A 21,146-nucleotide genomic window follows, 5' to 3' on the forward strand; every position below is an offset into this window, starting at 1 on the left:
AGGGGGCAACTTGGATGATGCACAGTTGGATCGATAATCATCTCCGTTTTAAATGGCATGGGAATGAGGGCTGGAACGAGCACGAACTTGAAGAGGCGCATGAAACGCGCAGGGCATGGAGCGGTGAATCCGAGAATGGCGGTCAAGTCAACGTAACCGTTCTGGATGAGCAGAGCACGACGTCCGAACATCGCTGCTGCCGCGTAGAAGTACAAGTAACCGCTGGGGCTGATGGTTTGCTTAGTGGATTTCAATTCGTGATGCCGGTCGAGGCTGGGCTTGAGCTTAGTTGGAAGACCCATCTTACGCCGCTTGAAGGGATGACGATCGGAGATATCGTTTTTCGTTCACCGGCCATTATTCTGGAGAATGAGTCCAAGATGTGCGCGCTGATCCCGGATCTTACACATTTGTCGGCCTCGAATCGGGTTATTCCTCATATTATGGATTATGATTTGTCCGCTCATGCGCTCTACTATGGAGTCTCGGATTATCGCGATACCGGTCATACGTACTATAAGCTGGAGCCTCGGCCGCGGGTTGTTCAGGCGCCGATTGCGCTTAGCTTCTATCTGGTGGAGTGGACGAAAATGGAAGCGGGCGTGTCGCGTGACTATAGACCGGTTGAACATTTCTTGTGGGAACGGTTTGCTTCCGCCGCAATGACTGCTGTGGAACCTGATAGCGGAATCAAGGAGCTGGAGCGCTACGCCAAGTATGCCTATGAATGGGCATTCGAACGGTGGGAATCGGTCAGCTGGCAGCAGTTTGAGCTGGATGGTCAGGAAGTCGGCGGCGTTGTTTTCATCGTCACGACAAGGCAGCAGCCGGGTTATGGGCAAGAAGAGGTTTGGCGCGAGAAGAAGAGCATCTGGAATCAGGCCTGGTTCTGCAGTCTTCGCAGTGCGTATGGCTACTGGATGTGGGGAAAGGCGTGGGGCAAACCGGACTGGATGCAGAAGGCGGAGAAGTCGCTGGCCTTCGCGCTTGCAGCGCCGCAGACGAACGGGTTGTTCCCGGCTTGTTATATGGCAGGACCGGATAATCGCTGGGAGGATGGACGCTGGATTATGTCTCATTCCCGTGTTCCTAAAGGACAGAATGATTATGCGCATTTGCTCGATTGCTCATGGACAAGCATATGGCTGCTGAAGTGGTACGGGGATATTAACAAGGATGAACGGATCATGGACTACGTGGATCGTTATGTAAAGACATTGCTTGAGCTGCAAGAAGAAGACGGCAGCTTCCCGGCCTGGGTTCATCCGCAGACCTTGGAAGGCTCGGAGTATCTGACGGTCAGCTCGGAAACGGCAGCGCATATTATGCTGCTATGCAGCTTGTACCGGTTGCGGCCGGAGCCGGAGTATCTTGAAGCTGCGGAACGAGCAGCGGCATTCCTTGAGAAGCACGTGATAGCGGAAGGACGCTGGGAGGATTTCGAGACCTACTGGTCATGTGCCGGGATGTGGGAGCAGAAGCAGCTGGGGGTTCGCGATGCAAGGAGCGGTTTGTACAGCCAATGTAATTTCGGCATGTACTGGACGGCTGAAGCGATGCGCGATCTATATTTGCTGACGGGCAAAGCGCATTATCTGGAACAAGGCCAAGTCGTGCTGGCTGAAGCATCGTTGTACCAGCAAATTTGGCAGCCGCCTTTCCACAGCGTTCCTACGGTTGGCGGCTTCGGCGTAATGAATTGCGATTCGGAATGGAACGACGCCAGACAAAGCTTGTTTGCCGGCATCTACATGGGCTACTACGAAACGACTGGCGATGAAGCCTATCGATATCGAGCCTATTGGGCGATGAAGGCGTCGTTCTATATGATGTACTGCCCGGAGAATGTGGATGTGAAGGCAAAGTACGAGCAGGTTCACCCCCATATGAAGGAAAGCGATTATGGCTTTCATATGGAGAATGTCAATCATTCCGATGGTATGGCGGTCGGTGAATTTACGATCTTCGATTGGGGCTGCGGAGCAGCGTCCACTTCACTGTATGAGCTAAGTAAGAAGCAATTGTAAGTGCGAATAGAATACCGACCTACAATTCCTGATTCGCAGGAGCGTTAATAATTTGCTCCACCGGAATGTTAAACGTTGTTGCTAGTAGAACGATAATGTCGAGTGGGGGTTTCCTTCTGTTCTTCTCGTAATGCGAGAGCGTAGATCTGGAAATCCCCAGCGTTCTGGCTAAGTCTTCTTGCTTCATTGCCCTGGATTCCCGTAGCTCTGCAATGGTATTACCAAGGTGTAACACCAACTTAATCCCTCCATTAGTTTAGCATCACGTATTCGTTACTTTGATGGTTCCATACACACTGCTTGCAGCGTTACCTATAATTTGAATCGACAGCTTGTCTTCCGGCGTGAGATCGGCAATCGGAGTGAAGCTGAGGATCCCTGCTTTGTAGGTTACATTTTGTAACTTGAAAAGCTTATCATTGCGTGTTGCCGTAATGATGAAATCACGAAGCGACAGCTCCCGATCCGCATCCATGTGAAGGGTCAGCTGAATCGTGCCGGCAGTCAGATCCGGTTTGACGCCCGTAAAATTGACGGCAATGGGACGCCAGCTGTAGACGGTATTTGAAATTACGATCGGTTTAGCAAATGTAATCGCGTAATTCACGGAAGGCTTTGCATTCGGGATTGTGATGATCCAGTGGAATCCATCATTCTCCGATGCCGGCTCTACGTTTACGGGTGCATCGTTTGCTTTGATAGATTTCCGAAGCTGTTCTGGATTTGTTTGCTGGGTAGATGTTAATTCGAACACACCGATATCCAGGAAGAAACCCAGTTCTCCATCCATATAATCGCTGCGCCACAGCAGACTGAGGTCGATGGTTTGGGCTCGATCAAGCTCTTTGCCAAGTTTGACGGGATAATTATGCCCTTTGACAGCTTTGTCGATTACCCCGTAGTAGGACTTGTTGGTCCCGCCGTATTGTTCGGTGTACCACTTAATTTTCTTGTTCGGAATAGCGAAATTCGCCTCAAGCTGCTTAAGAGTGATCGCTTTGTTCAAGGTGACTGTAAATTGACCTGTCTGGAGCTGCTCATCCAGAGTTAGGACCATGGGTTTAGCGGTCGTGTTATTCGATTGTGCATGGACAGCTGTTCCGGCAGATAGCGCAATAAACAGCGAAAGCAGGAGAACGAAACTTCGTTTGAGCATGAACGATGCCCCTTTCGATCCGGATAGTTGGAGTGAGGCAGTGTGTAGCCCCTGCCATAGGCTCATTAATACAGCTGCCTCGTTCGAAGCTTATTTTTTGTCGTTATCCCAAATGGTAACGAAGGAGATGAAGAGACCTAACGTAGCGCCGCCGGTTGGTTCTTTCAAATAGACTTTGAAGGCTTCCGGATACTTCTCATAGGTGGAATCATCAACAATAGGCACCGTGAATGTTTTCTTTGTTTCGCCGTTACCGAATACGAGAACGCCTGAAACATGATAGAAGTCTTCACCGGCTGTGGCTGTAAAGCTGCAATTGCAGTAGTTCACCGTCACTACACCATCTGAACCGCCAATTCGCTCAACGGTGATCGTAACCGAACCTTTGCCTTCTTTTACATCGTGATTCAGTTCTGTCAGGGTTAGTCGCCCTGGCTTCTTCGGCTCGTCGCGAGGCTTCGCCGATGCTTGAAGCGGTGCTGCGAGCAGGAAGATCATGCAGAAAGCGAGAAACAGGAAAGATAGCTTTTTGAAGCTTGCTGTCGAACTTAGCATGAAATAACCTCCATAACTAGTTATTTTGATACAATTTGTAGCCAAATATATTGTATGATACTAATTGTAACGTGTCAATCGTATTTTACTAGCGCTAGGATGAAGGGAATGCATGCGGTTCGAAACGACGGGAGGTTAACGCAACAGCAGGAAAAAGGGTGCCAAAATCCCGAAGTGAATGACTGCGAGTAAACGTCCTCGAAGGAGGACGTTTTTACGTTTGTAGATCGTCGAGAAACCTGCGTGTTAGCCAGCTTCCAACCTGTAACGGTTGTGACAGTGGTTATTTGGCCTAAATTGCCCGTTTATTTTTTCTAACGGTTGCCAGCGGGCTTATTCGGACCTTTTCAGCTAGGAATCAACCATTTTGCCATCAATAGCGACGCTCACAACCGTTAGAAATTACGATGGTGTTCATTTCATGAAATAGCCACGCTGACAACCGTTAGCGAATCAATAGGCCGTGGGAGTTATGCGAAGATAGCTACTTCAGATGTTTGGGAGTCATAGACGGCAGCCGAAATTATCGGCTGCCGTTAGTTATTGAAGTAACGGGAGTTGTTTTTAGTAAAGGAATTGAATGAGCTTCTCACGAATATGGAGATGCAAGTAACTATAGTTACTTAGGCACTATTAAATCTGAGGACTTTCTGGGAGTGATAACGATGACTAGCGTAAGGGAGATTTTACTCGATCAGTTGGCAGCTTGTCATAACGATGAAAGTTGGTTTAAATCGTCTACAACGATTTTAGGTGATATATCGGTAGATGAAGCAATTCGGAAAACAAGTGGTCATTCAAGTTCCATCTGGGAGATCGTGAACCATCTCATTTTCTGGAATGAAATGTGGCTAAGACGATTTGTTAACGATGAAGTTATCGAGAAGTATAATATTGAAAATGATGAAATGTTCAAATTGGATCATACGAAGATGAATGAAACAGGTTGGAACGAGACCATAGAGCGATTAAATAATAGTTTTTCGGATTGGCGAGACACGATCAGGAATTGCGAGGAGTCCAAACTGGAAAGAAGAATTCCATCCTACTTCAATGCTCAGTGGTGGGGTGTTATTTCAAATTTGTGCATTCATAATGCGTACCATATCGGGCAACTGATGGTATTGAAAAAGCAGTCTTAAGGAGGATAATGAAGAATGGAGAAACAACAAATTAGCACAATAGACGACTATATTGCACAGTTTAACGGAGAGAGACAAGAGATCCTTACCAAGCTGAGACAACTCGTTCACGATTGCGCACCGAACGCGACCGAAAAGATCAGTTATCAAATGCCGACATTCGCGTTGAATGGAAACTTGGTGCATTTTGCAGCTTTCGAGAAACATATCGGATTCTATCCTACGCCTAGTGGAATCGAAAGGTTTAAAGAGGAACTTTCACCTTATAAAATGGCGAAGGGATCGGTTCAATTTCCTCTTAACAAGCCATTACCCTACGATTTAATCAAGAGAATTGTAGCGTTCCGCGTTATCGAGAACCAAGCGAAGTAATGGTTATCGGTGGTAATCTGATGTCCATTAATCCATGTTGAAGATTTCAAGGAGGGGCGCCATATGCTTGAGGAATATCTTAAAGAATGGTCTTACTTGGCGGTAATCATTCTGTCGGCGCTGCCCTGGATAGAATCGGCGGCGATTGTCGTGCTGGCTATTGCGCTTGGTTTAAACCCGATCTGGTCTACGATTCTTGCTTTTACGGGCAATTGGTTAACCGTGCTGCTGATGATCTTATTATTCCATAGGTGGCAGGAATGGAGGGCCAAAAAACAGATTGTCGACGAGACGCAACCGCAGGAGAGCAAAAAGAGCAAACGTGCTCATCATGTGTTCGTCAAATATGGACTGCCCGGACTTGCCATAATCGGTCCGCTGCTGATTGGAACGGAAGTCGCTGTCGTCTTCGCCATGATTTTCAAAGCCCCGCGTAAAAACGTTCTCGTCTGGATGACGACTAGCCTTGCATTCTGGACGGTTCTATTTGCGGCAGCTACGTATTATGGTTTTGAATTTATTTAACAAGCAAATGGATAATATAACGGCCTTGGTCTAATTGGACCAAGGCCGTTATTAATAGTGCGGAAGGTTATTTCAAAGCTCGAGCAGGTTTGAGCTTACCGACGTTTTCCTTCGCTTTCAACTCTGCGATTAACTTATCTCCCTCGACATCCAAGTTCGGAATCGAACGGTCTAACCATTTCGGCAGGCGCCATGCGGTATCGCCGAAGAGGGCCATGACAGCGGGCACAAGGGCCATACGGACGATAAAAGCATCGATGAGAATGCCGATGGCCAATGCGAAACCGATCTGTTTGATCATAATATCAGGAGCGAAAATAAACCCTGCGAAGACGGATACCATGATTACGGCTGCTGCGACAACCACGCGGCTTGCCTGATTGTATCCATGAATGACGCTCTCGACTCCATGATGCCCATGGACGTAAGACTCACGCATGGAAGTGACTAGAAAGACCTGATAATCCATCGCCAGCCCGTATAAGATACCGGTAACCATAATCGGCATAAAGCTAAGCAGCGGTCCGCCGGTGTCAAAGCCTAATAAGGAATGCAGCCATCCCCATTGGTATACGGCTGTGGTGATCCCGAAAGTGGCAAGTACACTCAGAAGGAATCCGACGGTCGCTTTGATTGGAACGATCACCGATCGGAAAACGAGCAGTAGGATAATCAGCGAAAGAATGACGATGATACCGACGTAAAGCGGAAACACCTCTGCGAGCTTAGACGACATATCGATGTTAATGGCGGTGAATCCGGTAACTCCCATTGTAACACCGTAAGATTGTGCAATCTTCGAATCAGGTGCACGCAAATCTTGCACTAGGTTTTTGGTAGTAGCCTTAGTCGGCCCTGTTTTCGGGATGAGGCTGATAATCGCCATATCACCGGATTTATTAATACCCATAGGGGTAACAAGCATAACATTCTCATGCTTCTGGAGCTCCTGAACAAGACTATTCAACGTTTCAGGCGTGACTTTGCCAGCGGCGTCTTGTGGTTCAGCGACCAGAAGAAGCGGTCCGTTAAACCCTTCCCCGAAGCCGTTTGTGATCGCGTCATAGCTTTGGCGTGAAGCGGTGTCTAGGTTCGCCGAGGCGCCGGAAGGGATGCCCATTTCCATTTTCGCCACCGGGATTGCTGCTGTACCAAGGACTACAATGACACCAATCACTATGAGCCACCGGAACTTTACAACTCCCTTAACCCAGTGATACGAGAATCCATGCTTGCTTGTTTTAGCTTGAGCAATTTGTTTCATACGCGCTTTCGGAGAGCAAATCCGTTCTCCGACCAATCCGAGCAGCGCCGGGAGCAGGGTCAGCGCAATAAGTACGTTCACGACTACCGCTGCTGCTGCGACAAGTGCCATGGCGGACAAGAATGCTATACCGATTACGAGCATCCCGCATAGCGCAATAATGACCGTTAAACCTGCGAATAATACTGCGCTTCCTGCAGTGCCGACCGCTCGGCTCACAGCTTCGCGAGAGCTTAGCCCTTGATCGAGCATCATACGGCGCTGGCGGTTCACGATGAACAAGGAGTAATCGATACCGACGGCAAGTCCTACCATGAGCGCCAGGGCAGGGGTGATGTCGGTCATATGGATGAATTTCGAGAAGGCATAAGCGCCGCCGACGCTAATCCCAACTCCGAGAATGGCCGTTAACAGCGGCAAGCCTGCTGCAACAACCGAGCCGAGCGTCATGAACAGAACAACGGCGGCGACGACAAGACCGACAGCTTCCGTTGAACCGAGTGCGGGCTTCGTTTCCAGCGAATCGCTAGGTAACGCAGTGATGCCGGAACCATTCCCTTCTGCGGCAGTGATAGCCTGGATGACGGAATCAGGTACCGATTCGGGAAGCGACATCTGCTGGACGGTGAATTGGAATTGGAACAAGGCAACGCTGCCGTCTGATGAGAGCATCACACCGGGAACCGGTATGCCATCGTTCAATAGAGGGCCAAAAGGAGGCATTTCGACCGTCGCAGACTGCGAAGCGTTACTCTCTTGGCTAGTTTCACCGGCTAATGCATTTGCTTGATCATTACCCGCCGCCGATGCACCGGCTTCTGCAGCCAATTCAGCAGGATTAATCACATAATCCAGGTTATACACATCGTTAACGGCTTTGGTGATTAGGCTCAAACGGTTCGCAGTGTCCAGACGTTCGCCCTTAGGTGCCGTGAATACGACACTGGCTTGACCGCCTGAAGCCTCCGGGAGTTCCGCTGCCAATTGATCGAGTACATTTTGCGACTCTGTGCCTTCGATTTTCATATCGGAACTGATATGTATACCGTTTACGCCGAGCAAGGCAAGTACAATACCGAGAATCGCAATCCAACTGATGATGAAATACCAAGGTCTGTCGTAAGCAGATTTGCCCAATTTGTAAAGAAATGTAGACATAATGAAGTTGGTTCTCCTTTGTGAGTAGATAAAGTGGCAAGAAGTAAAAGCACTAGAAACCGTGCCGTAAGTAACCGAACATATTGTTTAAGTATTGATCGAATGTGGTAGCTCCCGGGACTTCCTCAGAAGTTTGGCCAGGCAGCAGAACGTTCAAGCTGCCATCGAGCAGAGGCATAAATGCCCCATAGACAGCACCGGCAAGAAGATGAGTGTATCCTTCCGGGTATCGACCATTGGCAAAATCGCTCAATATCTCTTGCGATGATTTTTGCAAATGGCGAAGAGCATTGAGGATGTACGGTTCAAGCGATGGGGATTGTTTCGATAGCGTTATGAGCTCCCGCAATTTCCACAGAAGTTCTGCAGTAAGCTGCATCTGCAATAAACGGTACAGCAGGTCTAGTGGGGAACTGTTATCGGGCATACCTGCTATCAAATGATCGGCTTCTTCTGAGCTTTGAAAGGTTATAGCGGCACTAGCCACAGCTTCTTCTTTGCAGGAGAAGTGGTTGGCAAACGTTCTTCTGGAATAATTGGCTCTTTGAACAATATCGTCGACGACGAAACCATCCATTCCTCGTTCAAGGGCAAGCTTGAACGCCGCTTCGGCAAGGGCAGTACCGGTTGCCTCCCGTTTAATATCACGCAAACTTTGTTTGTTCATTTGATCGCTTAAGCGCACACCTCTTCTATGGAGATTGTATGGTGACTAACATATCTATATTATTGCCCATTGGGAAATGATGCACAATGGGAAGCTATTACGGAATTGTGGCAAGTTGCCTGAATATGTTCATGTCTATGGTGCCAACTCCATTAAAAAAGCCGAGAGCGCGATAATCGCACTCTCAGCCTAAGCTTCTCTATAACTTTACTGTTTCTTCAGCTCACGGCGCTTCTTGATGGCCGAATAATTCATGTAGATACCGATAAGCAGCAGCACTACGCCAAGCACCCAATTGACGAACAAAATATCAATAATGCCGTAACCGATAAAGAAAATGCTCACAACCTGCAGTAATCGCGGACTCATTTTCATAGGTGCACCCCATCCATCATCAGTAAATTTCATTTGCCCAAGTATAGCGCACAAGATGCCGAAATACTAGCCGTAGAAGGAGATTGCGCGGCTATCGCGAATAGGGTTGTATTGCTAATTAGCACAAATGACAGGGAGGCTAACGACGACATGAAAGCGACGAAATTAAGACCATTTGTTCCATCTGGTGCGGACTATGAACTGGCACAGCGATTCTTCAAGGAACTTGGCTTCGAATGTATCCTTTCCGTGCAGGACATCAGCATCTTCCGACTATCCGAACAGGAGTTTATTCTTCAAAATCACCATAACCAGTCATTCCAGGACAATTACATGCTGGACCTGACTGTAGACGATCTGGATGCCTGGTGGACACATATCCAATCTATTATAGAGAGTGGCCATTTCCCGACGATGCGCGCGAATGAACCAAAGCTATTCCCATGGGGCCGCCGCGAACTTCATCTCATTGATCCGGCAGGCGTATGCTGGCATCTTGCGCAAGCAGATTAGTAGCCAACCATCGCAACTCAATAGCAACACGGGAGGAACATCACCATGGACATAAAACCAATCACACTTACCGGCAACAAAGTAGAGCTGGTTCCGATGACAGTCGAGCATGTCGAGGGTATCTATGAAGCAGGCCGATATCCTGAGATATGGACGCTTACTGCTGGAGCCATAGCTACACTGGACGATGCCAAGGCCGATGTCAATAAGGCACTAACACAATCGGCGGCGTTGCCATTTGTAATTTTCGATCGGGTAACAGGGCGTATCGTTGGCAGCACGAAGCTGTTCGATATCTCTATTGCGAATAGAGGGTTGGAGATCGGCTCGACGTGGCTGACCCCTTGTGTTTGGCGCACAGCAATCAACACGGAATGCAAATATTTGCTGCTGAAGCATTGCTTCGAAACGCTGGGTACCATCCGCGTCCAGCTCAAGACAGATTCAAGGAATACGCGCTCCCAGCAGGCGATTGAACGCCTCGGAGCCGTGAAGGAAGGCGTGCTTCGCAACCACATGATCTATCCGAACGGCTATGTAAGAGACTCCGTCTATTACAGCATTCTTGATCGGGAGTGGCCGGTCATCAAGGAGCGGCTTCAGAGCCTGCTGAGTCCGCAGTAGCCAGCAGAACAACCAGCACAAAAACCAGAACAACAACCAGAACAACAACCAGCGTAACAATTAATTGGCGCAAAGTGATCCACCATCCCATAAAACAGTCCGGCGAGCATGATCTCATCATGCACCCGGGCTGTTTTTTGTTGTATTGGGAGCGCATCAACATGCGGATGTGGCATCCAGGAAATTCTAACGAATCGTACGGGTCTTATTTGCCCGAAAACAGTGGAAAAGTAGCTCAGAGAGCGACACAAAGGGAGGGTACCTGAAATTTTGCGACCGAAAGCAAAATTTGAGGCCTTATATTGCCAGTGCCCCGCGGCTTACAATAAGTCCAGAAGAATGAAAGCACTTACATCGAACACATCAATCCCTGGAGGTCTGCCAGCATGAGCGCCAATCTGAGCTATGAGCTGTCTACGAGGCAGCAGCCGGCAAGCCGGAAGGACAAGGCCAAGAAAGTGATCCGCAAGATGATCGGCCAGAAGTATTTGCAGGTGATGGCGCTGCTTGGCGTGGCCTGGATGGTTATTTTCAACTACATTCCCATGTACAGCGTCATAATCGCCTTTAAGGAATTTGACATCATCCATTCCGTACACGATGCACCTTGGGTTGGTTTCCAGCATTTCCGCGAGTTTCTCGAAGATGACGAGCTGCCCGGCGTCATCTGGAACACGGTTGGCATGAGCATGATCAAGCTCATCATCGGGTTCCCGCTGCCGATCATCTTCGCCCTCTTCCTCAACGAGCTGCGCTCGCTGAAGCTGAAGAAGTTCGTTCAGACCATCTCCTACCTGCCTCACTTTCTCTCATGGGTCATTCTGGGAGGGATCCTGACAACATGGCTTGCCGATGTCGGTATCATCAACAACATCGTTATCGCACTTGGCTTCATCGATGAACCGATTAGCTATTTGGCGGAGCCGAGCTACTTCTGGTCGATCGTCATCTCATCAGATATTTGGAAGGAACTCGGTTGGTCGGCCATCATCTATTTGGCGGCAATCGCAGGCGTTTCGCCGGAAATGTATGAAGCCGCTACGATCGACGGAGCGGGACGTTTTCAGAAAATGTGGTTCGTAACGCTGCCAAGCATCCAAGGTACGATAGCGATCTTGTTCATCCTAGCAGTCAGCGGCATTCTGAATTCGAATTTCGACCAAATTCTCGTGCTGCGCAATTCGCTCAATGAGAGCGCGAGCAACGTCATTGACGTGTACGTCTATCAAACCGGTCTCTTAAGCGGGCGTTATTCTTACTCGGCCGCAGTCGGATTGTTTAAATCGATTATCGCGCTGATTCTGTTGATTATGGCAAACCAAGTGTCGAAGAAGCTAAACGATACGTCGCTATTTTAATAAAAGATAAGGTGGTTGCGCCGACTGATGTTTACATCCCTACTCCGAAGAAAAACCGCCGGCGAGGCACTGTTCGATGCCGTGAATACGATCGGCATGCTGCTTATCTGCTTCGTGACGATCTATCCGATCTGGTACGTGCTCGTCAATGCCTTCAATGAAGGACAGGACGCGATGCGCGGCGGCATCTACTGGTGGCCTCGTCTGGTTAGTCTGGATAACTTCCAAGCCGTGTTCAACAACCCCGGCATTATGCTGGCCATGGGCGTAACGGTTGCGAAGACCGTTATCGGTGTTCCGGCACATGTGTTCTTCACCGCAATGGTTGCCTACGCCTTCTCCAGACGCGAGTTGGTCGGACGCAAAATCTACATGCTGCTGGGCACGATCACGATGTTTTTCAGCGGCGGTCTCATCCCGTTCTATCTGCTTATTCGCGACTTGCATATGCTCGATAATTTCTTGGTTTATATCATTCCGGCCATGTTCAACTTCTTTGATCTCATCATCTTCTTGGCTTTCTTCCGAGAAATTCCCGCTGGGCTTGAGGAAGCAGCGAGGATCGACGGAGCCAATGACTTCTCCATCTTCGTACGCGTCGTCCTTCCGGTATCGATGCCGGTTATCGCAACGATCGCTTTGTTCCACGGGGTGTATCAATGGAACGATTATTTTACGGGGATGATCTATATCAACAATATGGATTTGCAGCCGATTCAAACGTACCTGTACCGGGTTATCGCACAGTCGAGCTCCAACATTATGATGGCGGCGATGCCGGGCGGCATTACGAAGAGCGTGACCTCGCAGTCGATTAAGCTCGCCACGATGGTGGTCACAACGCTGCCAATTGTGCTGGTGTACCCGTTCCTGCAGAAATATTTTGTCAAGGGTATGATGATTGGCTCGATCAAAGGTTAGGTTATTCGTCCTAGCAGGCTGGATTCCAAGTCGGCAAAGACATTATAATAAGCGAAGCAAAGGGGTAGAACACATGGGAAAAGGTAAGGTTCAGCGCTTAATTGCTTTAACGACAGTGTTTGCGCTTGTCTTCACACTGGCGGCTTGCTCCGGCGGCAACAACAATAAGAAGAACGAAGCGGCAGCCGGCAACAACAAAGCCACGAATACTGCGGACAACACAGCGGCAGAGAACACGACAGCAGAGAACAAACCTGCCGTATCAGCCGACGAGCCAGGCTGGAAAGCCGACACGTCGCCAATCACGTTCGACTGGTATCTGAACTTCTCTTGGTTCCCGAATAAGTGGGGCGTAGACGCAACTTCCCAATACATCACGAAGAAAACCGGCGTAAACGTCAACTTCATCGTGCCGGCAGGCAACGAGAACGAGAAGCTGAATACGATGATCGCTTCCGGTTCGCTTCCGGATTTCATCACGCTTGGCTGGTATGAGGACGGCGTGAAGAAGATGATCGAGGGCGGTTTGGTAGAACCGCTGAACAAGCTGGCCGATCAGTATGACCCGTACTTCTTCAAGGTTGCTGACCCTGCGAAGACATCCTGGTACACCCAAGAAGACGGCAATGTATACGGGTATCCGAACGCATCGTCCTCTCCGAAGGATTTCGAGAAATATGCACGCGATTACACGTCGAACCAAACGTTCGTCGTACGCAAAGATATGTATGAAGCGCTTGGCAAACCAGACATGCGCACCAAGGAAGGCTTCCTGAACGCGCTCAAAGCAGCGAAGGAGAAATTCCCCGAAGTAAACGGACAGCCGCTTATCCCGCTTGGCTTGCATGAGTTTGGCGAGACCGGCAACAGCTCTCTGGAAGGCTACCTGCAGAACTTCCTTGCTGTTCCCTATGAGAAGGACGGCAAGTTATATGACCGTGTAACAGATCCGGAGTACGTAAGCTGGCTGAAGACATTCCGCAAAGCCAATGAAATGGACCTGCTGGCAAAAGACATCTTCATCGACAAACGTCCGCAAATGGAAGAGAAAATCGCGCAAGGCCGTTACTTCGCGATGCTGTACCAACGCAGTGATTTTGCCGCACAACAGAATGCTCTATTTGCCAAAGATCCGAATTCCGTCTACATCGCTATCGACGGTCCTGGCAATGATGCAGGCGACCAACCGACGCTTGCCGGCCCTGGCATCTCCGGCTGGACGGTAACGCTTATTTCCAAGAACGTGAAAGACAAAGCAAGAGCAATCCGTTTCCTTAGCTACCTTATAAGTGAAGAAGGCAACAAAGACTTGTTCATGGGCGAGCCGGGCGTTACGTATGACACCGCTGACGGCAAAGACGTGTTCAAGCCTGAAGTCCTTGAGCTGCTGAACAAAGACCGCTCTTCCTTCGATAAGAAGTATGGTGCATCGTATACCTTCTGGATGCTAATGGATACCAATATGAACTTGAAATGGGCGCCGCCGAGCGTGGAGCCGTCCAAACAAATGGAAGATTGGACCAAAGGCAAAACGCAAAGCTTCTCGCAATACGACCAAATCAATCCGACGGGCAACTCCGAGGAAGGGATTGCGAACACGAAGATCGCTCAAACATGGGGCAAAACGCTTCCGAAGCTGCTGCTTAGCAAGTCCGATGAAGACTTCGACAAAACGTTCGCGGAGTTCGTAGAGAAACGTAAAGATGCAGGCTTCGATAAGGTGCAGGCGTTCCAACAGAAGAAATATGAAGAGAACGTAGCGAAGCTGAAAGAATTTCTGAAATAGAAGACGACATACAATTCGCAACAATCGGGTAATCGAACAGCCGGCGTTGTAAGCCTCGGCCAAGAAGAGTGGTGAAGTCTGCCGCCCTTCTTGGCTGCGGGCTTTCGCCCGGCTGTTCATGCTCGTTTTCTGCGTTATACTGGTGACTAGGCATTCATCCCACTCTATGGACGTGATTTCATTTGCTTAAGAGACCGCGCATAATCAGCCGTGAAACGATTATTTATAAGCTGGAACAGCTGTCCTTGCAGAAGCGACTGTTTATTTCGTACATCCTCATCTTGCTGCTGCCGAGTCTCCTGATTTCGCTGTATATTTTTCAAGAGCTGAACGACAATTATATGAAAGACATTGTGAAGAAGTACGAGAACACGCTGGAGATCGAGCGGGTCAATATGAACAATAATATTGAAACGATGGAGCGGGCCGCGCAGCTGTCGATCTCGGACAAAGAGGTACTTTATTATCTAGAGCGGACCAGTGAACCCAACGCCACGGAGCTGATTGAGTTCGACACGACGGTGGTCTCGAATATATTGCGCCTTCAGTTCAACAATCCGAATATCGAGCATATCCGGCTGTTCTCGAATAATAAGCGAATTAACGAGCTGTGGCCTGTCATTATGCTGGAGCGGCGTATTCAAGGGGACCCTTGGTATGCGAAGGTGAACAGCTTAGACGGACAGGAGTTATGGTATTTTGACCGGATGGATCGGGAGCCGATCCGCTCACTTGTCCCCGATGCGAAGGAATACAGACCGAAGCTCTCGCTGCTGCGCGAGATCGAATATCCGGCAGGTCGCCATGTCGGCATTATGCAGGTCGATATGCTGCTGACGAATTTCTTTCAGGGCGTGTTTCATGGTACGGATACAAGCCAGTCGGAGATGTTCGTTATTGATGGGGAAGGCAAAATGTTCCGCAATGACGCCAGTCCTTTTCTGGCTAACACAGGTCTTGAAGAGACGGACATCCGCAGCGCGCTGAATCAGCATGTCACGCAAGGAACCGGACACTTCCTGTTTAACCACGACAAAACGCCGTTCCTAGGCAACTACATGTACATCGAGAAGCTGGACGCTTATGTAGTTAACGTCGTATCGCTGAAGAATGTATTCGCTGATATCAATAAAACGCGTAATAAGCTTATTATGGTCAACGTGATTTTGCTGGCGATTCTGTCTGTTTCGACTTACTTTCTGAATGCGCTTATATTGAAGAAATTGCATACGCTCGCTCATTTCATGAAACGGGTGCGCCAGGGTGATTTTAACTTTGATTTCACGATCCGCGGCGGTGGCGAGGTCGGAGAGCTTGCGCATCATTTTCGCAAAATGCTAAAGAAAATCAATTCGCTCATCGCCGAGGCCGTCACGAAACAGGCTGCATCCAAGGAAGCAGAGCTGCGGACGCTCAAGAACCAGATCGATGCTCATTTCCTCTACAACACGCTGGAGAACATTAAGATGCTTGCAGAAATCGAGAACCAGCCTGTCATCTCGGATGCGCTGACTTCGCTTGGCGGCATGATGCGCTACAACTTGAAGTGGACGAGCGAATATGTGCGGCTGAAGGATGAGCTTGGACATATTACGAACTATATTGCCATTATGAACGTTCGGTTTGATCATACGGTCAGCTTGCAGATCAACATTCCGCCGGATTACTTGGATCAGGAGCTGCTCAAGATGTCCCTGCAGCCGATCGTGGAGAATTCCGTCAAGCACGGCATGAAGTTTAAGCCTTCGGAGGCGCGCAATGTTGTCATCTCGATTAAAGCCGAGGTTGTCGATTCCAGCATCGTCATCTCAATTGAGGATAACGGGATTGGCATGACAGCGGAGATGGCAGAGGAGCTGAACCGGAAAATCAGCCAAGAAGAGGTAGGCGGCCTCACCGACAAACGGGATATTTATGCGCAGCAGGAGAAGCAAACGGAAGGCAGCGGGATCGGGTTGCGCAATGTGCATCAGCGTATCCAATTATTTTATGGTACAGAGTACGGCTTGTTCGTCGAGAGCAGGGAAGGTGCTTATACGCGCGTCATTATGCGCGTACCTTATTTCATATTAAGCGGAGGGGTGACCTGACATGCGTACACTGCTGATTGTGGACGATGAACGTAATATCAGGCTCGGGCTGAAGGCGATCATTGAACGAGGTTATCCAAGGCGGTATGAGATGTTATTCGCGGCAGATGGGGAAGAAGCTCTTGGGCTGATTCAAGGCGGTCAAATAGAGATCGTTATCACGGATATTCGGATGCCGGGGATGGATGGTCTGGCGCTGATTCGCGAACTGGCGCTGCTAGAGCAGAAGCCGGTCGTTATGATCCTCAGCGGACATGATGATTTCCATTATGCGAAGGAAGCGATGCTCTACGATGTACGGGAGTATCTGCTCAAACCGATTGTTCGGGATGAACTGTTCGCAGCGCTTGAGCGGGTGGAGCGAGAGCTGGAGCGGCAAGCGGCACTGTCCGAACGGCTGGGAGAGGTGCATCACTATCGTGACGAGCTGCTGGCGAGCCAGTTGAATTATATCTTCCTGCATCCGGATATGGCGGAGACCGAAATTGCTGAACGTTGTGCCAAAGCAGGCTGGGATGCGCTTGTTGAAGCTCGGGATTCGTCGGGGGTTGGGGCAGGAGCGGGTGAGGCGCGCGGTTACGTGATCGCACTGCTGAAGCTTCGAGGCGGATTGTCCTCCGGGAAAGCAGGTCAGCTGGAGGCGCTGCTGGCGACTCGGCCTAGCGGAGTTCGGTTTTATTTTAAAGATAAGGATGAGCGGTTAGTCGTTATTGGCGAGGAGGCCGTAGGGCCGGGGGGATTGCTCGCGTTCATGAAGGAGCATCATGTTTCGGCGCAAATCGGGGTAAGCGAGCCGTTGAATGGCGCAGGCGGAGTCAAACAAGCCTATGCCGAAGCGCTTGAGGCGCTGAGGTACGGCTTCTTGCAGGCGGTAACTGCCGAGCCGGTGCTGCTGCAATATGATCGGAAGAGATCTCGCCATCAGGAGAGCCACTTGCCGATCGAGGACATCCGGCGTCTGGCGAATATGCTCGGCACCGAACGGGATAAGGAAATGAAGCAGATTCTGACGGAGCTTCTTGATCCGAAGAAGCTGACCGGCTTCGATATCGCGTCGATCGAGGAAATCAGCAAGCAGCTGAATGAGCTTGTGTTTGACCGCGTATTCAATCAGTACGGCGAGGAATCGGTGGAAATTCTGCGGATCTACAAGAAGGTCGGCTGCATGTATAACTTCGAGACGATTCATGATTATTTTCACAGCGTGGAGGATTTGCTGCTGCGGTTGAACGATTATGTGAAAGGGCTGCGCCTTGTGCATGTCGAGCATAAGGAGATGAAGAAGGCGGTCAGCTACATACACGACAATTATCACCGGGACCTGAATATGGCGACAGTATCGAACCATGTCTCGCTGAACTACTCGTATTTCAGCCAGGCGTTCAAGGAGTTTACCGGCGAGAGTTTCGTCGTCTACTTGAAGCGGGTACGTATCCAGAAGGCGAAGGCGCTGCTGGAGGAAACGGAGCACAAAATCTACGAGATCAGCGAGCAGGTCGGCTTCGAGAATTCGAAGCAGTTCAATCGCGTCTTCCGCGAGATGGAAGGCATCTCGGCGATGGAATATCGAACGAAGCACGCGGTGCAGCATCGGGTTTGAGAGAGGGGTAGCCGGAAGTGGGCTGTCCTTTTTTTGCGGCGAGCGGAGGGATCGCAGGAGCTGCATGGCAGCATGCGCCAAAGCTGTGGCAGATTTCGCCGGGGGATTGTGCAGTATGCGCCTACACGATGCTGGCCATCCCCCCTATACCACATCGAGCCCAAATGTTGCACAATATGCAATATATCTACCATCTCAATCGTAAAACAGCGCAAATGTTGCACGAAAGGCAGCATTTCCTTAGAATACGAGCCCTAAAAGGCCATAACGAGACCAAATGTTGCATAATGCGCAACAAATCGACCTAACCAGCCGTAAAACGCCAGTTTTGTTGCAGGAAATGCAACATTTTCTTAAATGATGCACCTGAGGAAGTGCCAAATCAGACTCTAATGTATGGCTCCACAGATGCACTCCATTCCGCTTCATTTTACCTGCGAAAAAAAGGAATAGGCAGATTAATAGTATGCTATAATCCGTTTAAAAGTGGTTGCTTTAAACGTGCAAGGAGTCCAATTCGAGCAGGAGGCTGTCATGGAAACCAATCAAGCCAAGAAGCATGAGGAGCAAATTGCCAGAGCCAATCAAGCAACGGAGGAAGGAAGCTCGCGGATTTCGGAGGAGCGCTTCCGACTTCGCTATCATTTGATGCCGAGAACCGGCTGGATGAACGATCCGAATGGACTTGTATACTTCAAGGGCAGCTACCATGCCTTCTATCAGTACTATCCGCACGAGCCGAAATGGGGACCGATGCACTGGGGGCATGCCAAGAGCGAGGACCTCGTCAACTGGACTCATCTTCCGGTCGCACTGGCACCTTCGGAACCCTATGATCAAGGCGAAAGCGGCGGCTATGGCTGTTTTTCTGGAAGCGCTGTCGTAGATGGCGATAAGCTTGCACTGTTGTACACAGGGCATGTTTCCGGTAATTCGCCGGTAGAGGTACAGTGCTTGGCAGTCAGCTCAGACGACGGCAACACGTTCACGAAAAGCGAAGCGAATCCGGTTATTCCGGGACCGCCGGAAGAGGGCTTGTTCGGCTTCCGCGATCCGAAGGTCTGGAAGCATGAAGATACATGGTACATGGTGATCGGAAGCGGTCAAGAAGGCCGAGGCAATGTGCGGCTGTATGCTTCTTCGGATTTGCGTGAGTGGCGCTATGTGAGTATCGCCGCTGACAGCGATGGCTCGCAGGGGGATATGTGGGAATGCCCGGATCTGTTCCCGCTTGGCGGAGGAGAGAATCATGTGCTGATTGTCTCTCCCATGAACATGGGAGCAACGAAGACGATGTACTTGTCCGGGACGTTCGACTACGAAGAGGGTAAGCTCACGACTACGCGTGCGGAACGACTCGATTACGGTTTCGACTTCTATGCGCCGCAGACGCTGGAAGACGATCAAGGCAGACGCATTCTGTTCGGATGGATGAATATGTGGGGAGCTACGATGCCTGAGCAGCAAGACGGATGGATGGGCGCGATGACGATTCCGCGTGAGCTGTTCTTGCAGCCGGACGGCAGCATTCGTATGCTTCCCGTGCAGGAACTGGAGAAGCTTCGGGGAGTGCGATACGAGATCGAATCGCAGGTAATCGAAGCAGATACGGAAGTCGCCCTGCCTGGTATCGCATCGGATGCGGTGGAAATCATCGTAGTGTTCGACGGCGATGCGGCCGAGTTTGGCCTCAAGCTGCGCTGCTCGGCGGACGGCAGCGAATATACCGAAATCGGGTATCGCGCCGCGGACCGCACGCTCTATGTGAACCGCGATCATGCGGGTCTGGGCGATGGCGGAATCAGTGAGGTTCAGCTTGCGCCGCAGGACGGCGGACAGCTGAAGCTCCATCTGTTCCTCGACCGTTCTTCGCTGGAGCTGTTTGCGAATGACGGCGAGAAAACGATGACGAACCGAATTTATCCGCAGCCGGATAGTTTGGGGGCTTGCCTGTTCAGTCGTGGGGGAAATGCAGTTCTTCGTTCACTAGAAAGCTATGAGCTGAAGTCGATTTACTAGATATACAATGCGAAAGGGTCTGCCAGGAAGGGGGCCACTGAAGAACTTAGATTTTCTGGCGATCTTAGCGATTCGGTTTTTTTGTGACATTGCTCTCTAGCTGGTGTAAGGAGTGCAACACATTCGCTACTTTCTAGTCTCAAATGACGTATGACGTGTACTTCGTACAATTCATACGTTTTTTTCTAGTGCATATAGCTGGTTATCCGAATTTCAAATGCATTTTATACACGTTAAGTACTTTTTTTCTCGAAAGGCTTCGGTTTGTCGTGTAGTTTGTACAACTCAAGGAGGAAGCCGATTAAAACTTTTATATAAACCCCTGGCTCTGGCAAGTAAATGGAAAGTCTATGCCTTTCAGCAGCAGAACTTTTTCAGTGGCCCCCCAGGCAGCAGGCTTTATCTTTTTTCTAGGTGATAAGATCAAACGAAGATTTAGTTTAAAAAATCGAATGAGGTCAACCGAATTAAAAAAGGAATAGGAGTACAACGATGTCTGAAAATTTAACTGTAAGAGGGTTACAGGAATATATCAGAGGCTTTGACCATCAACCAGATAAGAAAAATGATTATTTTCTTAAACTAGTTGAAGAAGTCGGGGAATTAGCGGATGTACTAAGGAAAAATAAAAGATTAGATCAAACAGGAAACATCAAAGGAACGGTTGAAGAGGAGTTATATGACATACTTTACTATGTTTCAGCGTTAGCTAATATTTATGAAGTCGACTTAGAAAAATGTTTCCATCTGAAAGAAGAAATAAATAGGGAGAAATATAAAAATAAAGAAATAAAACCTATCATCTAGCCATGAGCAAATCCGGTATGTAAAAAACGTAAATTCCATCGAGCAGTTAATGAATATTATTTACGACAGACCAATCCGCCCCCGGATTGGTCTGTTTTCTATGGTCAAAAGGTTGAATCACTAAGGTTTTGACACGCTCGCGCTTCCTCCATAATGAGGTAGACAACCGTCAACCGAGGAGGAGAAG

At 49.4% G+C, this 21,146-nt stretch carries 19 protein-coding genes; 13 read left to right on the forward strand and 6 right to left on the reverse strand.

What is annotated here, in order from left to right; genetic code table 11:
* Positions 1-14 precede the first annotated feature (14 nt).
* Positions 15-2,027, forward strand: coding sequence for a hypothetical protein (locus AC0YNS_RS27250; protein ID WP_475784082.1), 2,013 nt, complete (start codon positions 15-17; stop codon positions 2,025-2,027).
* 19 nt (positions 2,028-2,046) lie between these two features.
* Here AC0YNS_RS27250 and AC0YNS_RS27255 read toward each other — a convergent pair whose 3' ends face one another.
* The 3 genes from AC0YNS_RS27255 to AC0YNS_RS27265 all read right to left on the reverse strand — a co-directional run bounded on the left by AC0YNS_RS27255 (position 2,047) and on the right by AC0YNS_RS27265 (position 3,738).
* Entirely contained in the window at positions 2,047-2,214 is a 168-nt protein-coding gene (locus AC0YNS_RS27255; RefSeq protein WP_475784083.1) for a helix-turn-helix transcriptional regulator, read from the reverse strand.
* 75 nt (positions 2,215-2,289) lie between these two features.
* Positions 2,290-3,183 (reverse strand): hypothetical protein, encoded by an 894-nt coding sequence (locus AC0YNS_RS27260; protein WP_475784084.1) that lies wholly within the window; start codon positions 3,181-3,183, stop codon positions 2,290-2,292.
* 90 nt (positions 3,184-3,273) lie between these two features.
* Positions 3,274-3,738: a Calx-beta domain-containing protein gene (locus tag AC0YNS_RS27265; protein ID WP_475784085.1), complete on the reverse strand. Its 465-nt coding sequence runs from the start codon at positions 3,736-3,738 to the stop codon at positions 3,274-3,276.
* 665 nt (positions 3,739-4,403) lie between these two features.
* Here AC0YNS_RS27265 and AC0YNS_RS27270 point away from each other — a divergent pair.
* The 3 genes from AC0YNS_RS27270 (at position 4,404) to AC0YNS_RS27280 (ending at position 5,777) form a co-directional block, all read left to right on the forward strand.
* Positions 4,404-4,880, forward strand: a complete 477-nt coding sequence (locus AC0YNS_RS27270) for a DinB family protein (RefSeq protein WP_475784086.1) — start codon at positions 4,404-4,406, stop codon at positions 4,878-4,880.
* 15 nt (positions 4,881-4,895) lie between these two features.
* The gene (locus AC0YNS_RS27275) at positions 4,896-5,252 is read left to right on the forward strand and encodes an iron chaperone (protein WP_475784087.1); all 357 of its coding nucleotides are present in this window, start codon (positions 4,896-4,898) and stop codon (positions 5,250-5,252) included.
* A 63-nt stretch (positions 5,253-5,315) separates the two neighbouring features.
* Positions 5,316-5,777 carry a small multi-drug export protein gene (locus AC0YNS_RS27280; RefSeq protein ID WP_475784088.1) on the forward strand — a complete coding sequence of 154 codons (462 nt, stop codon included), beginning with the start codon at positions 5,316-5,318 and terminating at the stop codon, positions 5,775-5,777.
* A 67-nt stretch (positions 5,778-5,844) separates the two neighbouring features.
* Here the strand turns inward: AC0YNS_RS27280 and AC0YNS_RS27285 are convergent, their stop codons facing one another.
* The 3 genes from AC0YNS_RS27285 to AC0YNS_RS27295 form a co-directional block, all read right to left on the reverse strand.
* The gene (locus AC0YNS_RS27285) at positions 5,845-8,199 is read right to left on the reverse strand and encodes an MMPL family transporter (RefSeq protein WP_475784089.1); all 2,355 of its coding nucleotides are present in this window, start codon (positions 8,197-8,199) and stop codon (positions 5,845-5,847) included.
* A 52-nt stretch (positions 8,200-8,251) separates the two neighbouring features.
* Complete coding sequence (locus tag AC0YNS_RS27290) at positions 8,252-8,866, reverse strand: TetR/AcrR family transcriptional regulator (protein ID WP_475784090.1); 615 nt, start codon at positions 8,864-8,866, stop codon at positions 8,252-8,254.
* Between the two features lie 207 nt (positions 8,867-9,073).
* Positions 9,074-9,241, reverse strand: a complete 168-nt coding sequence (locus AC0YNS_RS27295; protein ID WP_475784091.1) for a hypothetical protein — start codon at positions 9,239-9,241, stop codon at positions 9,074-9,076.
* Between the two features lie 150 nt (positions 9,242-9,391).
* On the opposite strand from AC0YNS_RS27295, the gene AC0YNS_RS27300 reads away from it, so the two are divergent.
* From AC0YNS_RS27300 to AC0YNS_RS27340, 9 genes are all read left to right on the forward strand, one after another.
* Complete coding sequence (locus AC0YNS_RS27300; protein ID WP_475784092.1) at positions 9,392-9,754, forward strand: VOC family protein; 363 nt, start codon at positions 9,392-9,394, stop codon at positions 9,752-9,754.
* A 45-nt stretch (positions 9,755-9,799) separates the two neighbouring features.
* Complete coding sequence (locus AC0YNS_RS27305; protein ID WP_475784093.1) at positions 9,800-10,378, forward strand: GNAT family N-acetyltransferase; 579 nt, start codon at positions 9,800-9,802, stop codon at positions 10,376-10,378.
* 386 nt (positions 10,379-10,764) lie between these two features.
* A complete protein-coding gene (locus AC0YNS_RS27310) occupies positions 10,765-11,736 on the forward strand; it encodes an ABC transporter permease (protein WP_475784094.1) in 972 nt (323 codons plus the stop codon).
* A 27-nt stretch (positions 11,737-11,763) separates the two neighbouring features.
* A complete protein-coding gene (locus tag AC0YNS_RS27315; protein ID WP_090983350.1) occupies positions 11,764-12,657 on the forward strand; it encodes a carbohydrate ABC transporter permease in 894 nt (297 codons plus the stop codon).
* Between the two features lie 73 nt (positions 12,658-12,730).
* A complete protein-coding gene (locus tag AC0YNS_RS27320) occupies positions 12,731-14,443 on the forward strand; it encodes a type 2 periplasmic-binding domain-containing protein (RefSeq protein ID WP_475784095.1) in 1,713 nt (570 codons plus the stop codon).
* Between the two features lie 182 nt (positions 14,444-14,625).
* Positions 14,626-16,533, forward strand: coding sequence for a cache domain-containing sensor histidine kinase (locus AC0YNS_RS27325; RefSeq protein ID WP_475784096.1), 1,908 nt, complete (start codon positions 14,626-14,628; stop codon positions 16,531-16,533).
* A gap of 1 nt (position 16,534) precedes the next feature.
* Positions 16,535-18,133: a response regulator gene (locus AC0YNS_RS27330; RefSeq protein ID WP_475784097.1), complete on the forward strand. Its 1,599-nt coding sequence runs from the start codon at positions 16,535-16,537 to the stop codon at positions 18,131-18,133.
* 534 nt (positions 18,134-18,667) lie between these two features.
* The gene (locus AC0YNS_RS27335) at positions 18,668-20,152 is read left to right on the forward strand and encodes a glycoside hydrolase family 32 protein (protein ID WP_475784098.1); all 1,485 of its coding nucleotides are present in this window, start codon (positions 18,668-18,670) and stop codon (positions 20,150-20,152) included.
* A gap of 492 nt (positions 20,153-20,644) precedes the next feature.
* Entirely contained in the window at positions 20,645-20,959 is a 315-nt protein-coding gene (locus AC0YNS_RS27340) for a MazG nucleotide pyrophosphohydrolase domain-containing protein (protein ID WP_475784099.1), read from the forward strand.
* Positions 20,960-21,146 lie beyond the last annotated feature (187 nt).

This window comes from Paenibacillus sp. J22FR21 (assembly GCF_056269135.1).

Coding starts and splice junctions, on each gene's coding strand:
- AC0YNS_RS27255 (WP_475784083.1), bottom strand. CDS start 2,214: ATGAAGCAAGAAGACTTAGCCAGAACGCTGGGGATTTCCAGATCTACG.
- AC0YNS_RS27290 (WP_475784090.1), bottom strand. CDS start 8,866: ATGAACAAACAAAGTTTGCGTGATATTAAACGGGAGGCAACCGGTACT.
- AC0YNS_RS27305 (WP_475784093.1), top strand. CDS start 9,800: ATGGACATAAAACCAATCACACTTACCGGCAACAAAGTAGAGCTGGTT.
- AC0YNS_RS27335 (WP_475784098.1), top strand. CDS start 18,668: ATGGAAACCAATCAAGCCAAGAAGCATGAGGAGCAAATTGCCAGAGCC.
- AC0YNS_RS27260 (WP_475784084.1), bottom strand. CDS start 3,183: ATGCTCAAACGAAGTTTCGTTCTCCTGCTTTCGCTGTTTATTGCGCTA.
- AC0YNS_RS27340 (WP_475784099.1), top strand. CDS start 20,645: ATGTCTGAAAATTTAACTGTAAGAGGGTTACAGGAATATATCAGAGGC.
- AC0YNS_RS27280 (WP_475784088.1), top strand. CDS start 5,316: ATGCTTGAGGAATATCTTAAAGAATGGTCTTACTTGGCGGTAATCATT.
- AC0YNS_RS27315 (WP_090983350.1), top strand. CDS start 11,764: ATGTTTACATCCCTACTCCGAAGAAAAACCGCCGGCGAGGCACTGTTC.
- AC0YNS_RS27295 (WP_475784091.1), bottom strand. CDS start 9,241: ATGAAAATGAGTCCGCGATTACTGCAGGTTGTGAGCATTTTCTTTATC.
- AC0YNS_RS27265 (WP_475784085.1), bottom strand. CDS start 3,738: ATGCTAAGTTCGACAGCAAGCTTCAAAAAGCTATCTTTCCTGTTTCTC.
- AC0YNS_RS27300 (WP_475784092.1), top strand. CDS start 9,392: ATGAAAGCGACGAAATTAAGACCATTTGTTCCATCTGGTGCGGACTAT.
- AC0YNS_RS27285 (WP_475784089.1), bottom strand. CDS start 8,199: ATGTCTACATTTCTTTACAAATTGGGCAAATCTGCTTACGACAGACCT.
- AC0YNS_RS27310 (WP_475784094.1), top strand. CDS start 10,765: ATGAGCGCCAATCTGAGCTATGAGCTGTCTACGAGGCAGCAGCCGGCA.
- AC0YNS_RS27330 (WP_475784097.1), top strand. CDS start 16,535: ATGCGTACACTGCTGATTGTGGACGATGAACGTAATATCAGGCTCGGG.
- AC0YNS_RS27275 (WP_475784087.1), top strand. CDS start 4,896: ATGGAGAAACAACAAATTAGCACAATAGACGACTATATTGCACAGTTT.
- AC0YNS_RS27320 (WP_475784095.1), top strand. CDS start 12,731: ATGGGAAAAGGTAAGGTTCAGCGCTTAATTGCTTTAACGACAGTGTTT.
- AC0YNS_RS27250 (WP_475784082.1), top strand. CDS start 15: ATGATGCACAGTTGGATCGATAATCATCTCCGTTTTAAATGGCATGGG.
- AC0YNS_RS27270 (WP_475784086.1), top strand. CDS start 4,404: ATGACTAGCGTAAGGGAGATTTTACTCGATCAGTTGGCAGCTTGTCAT.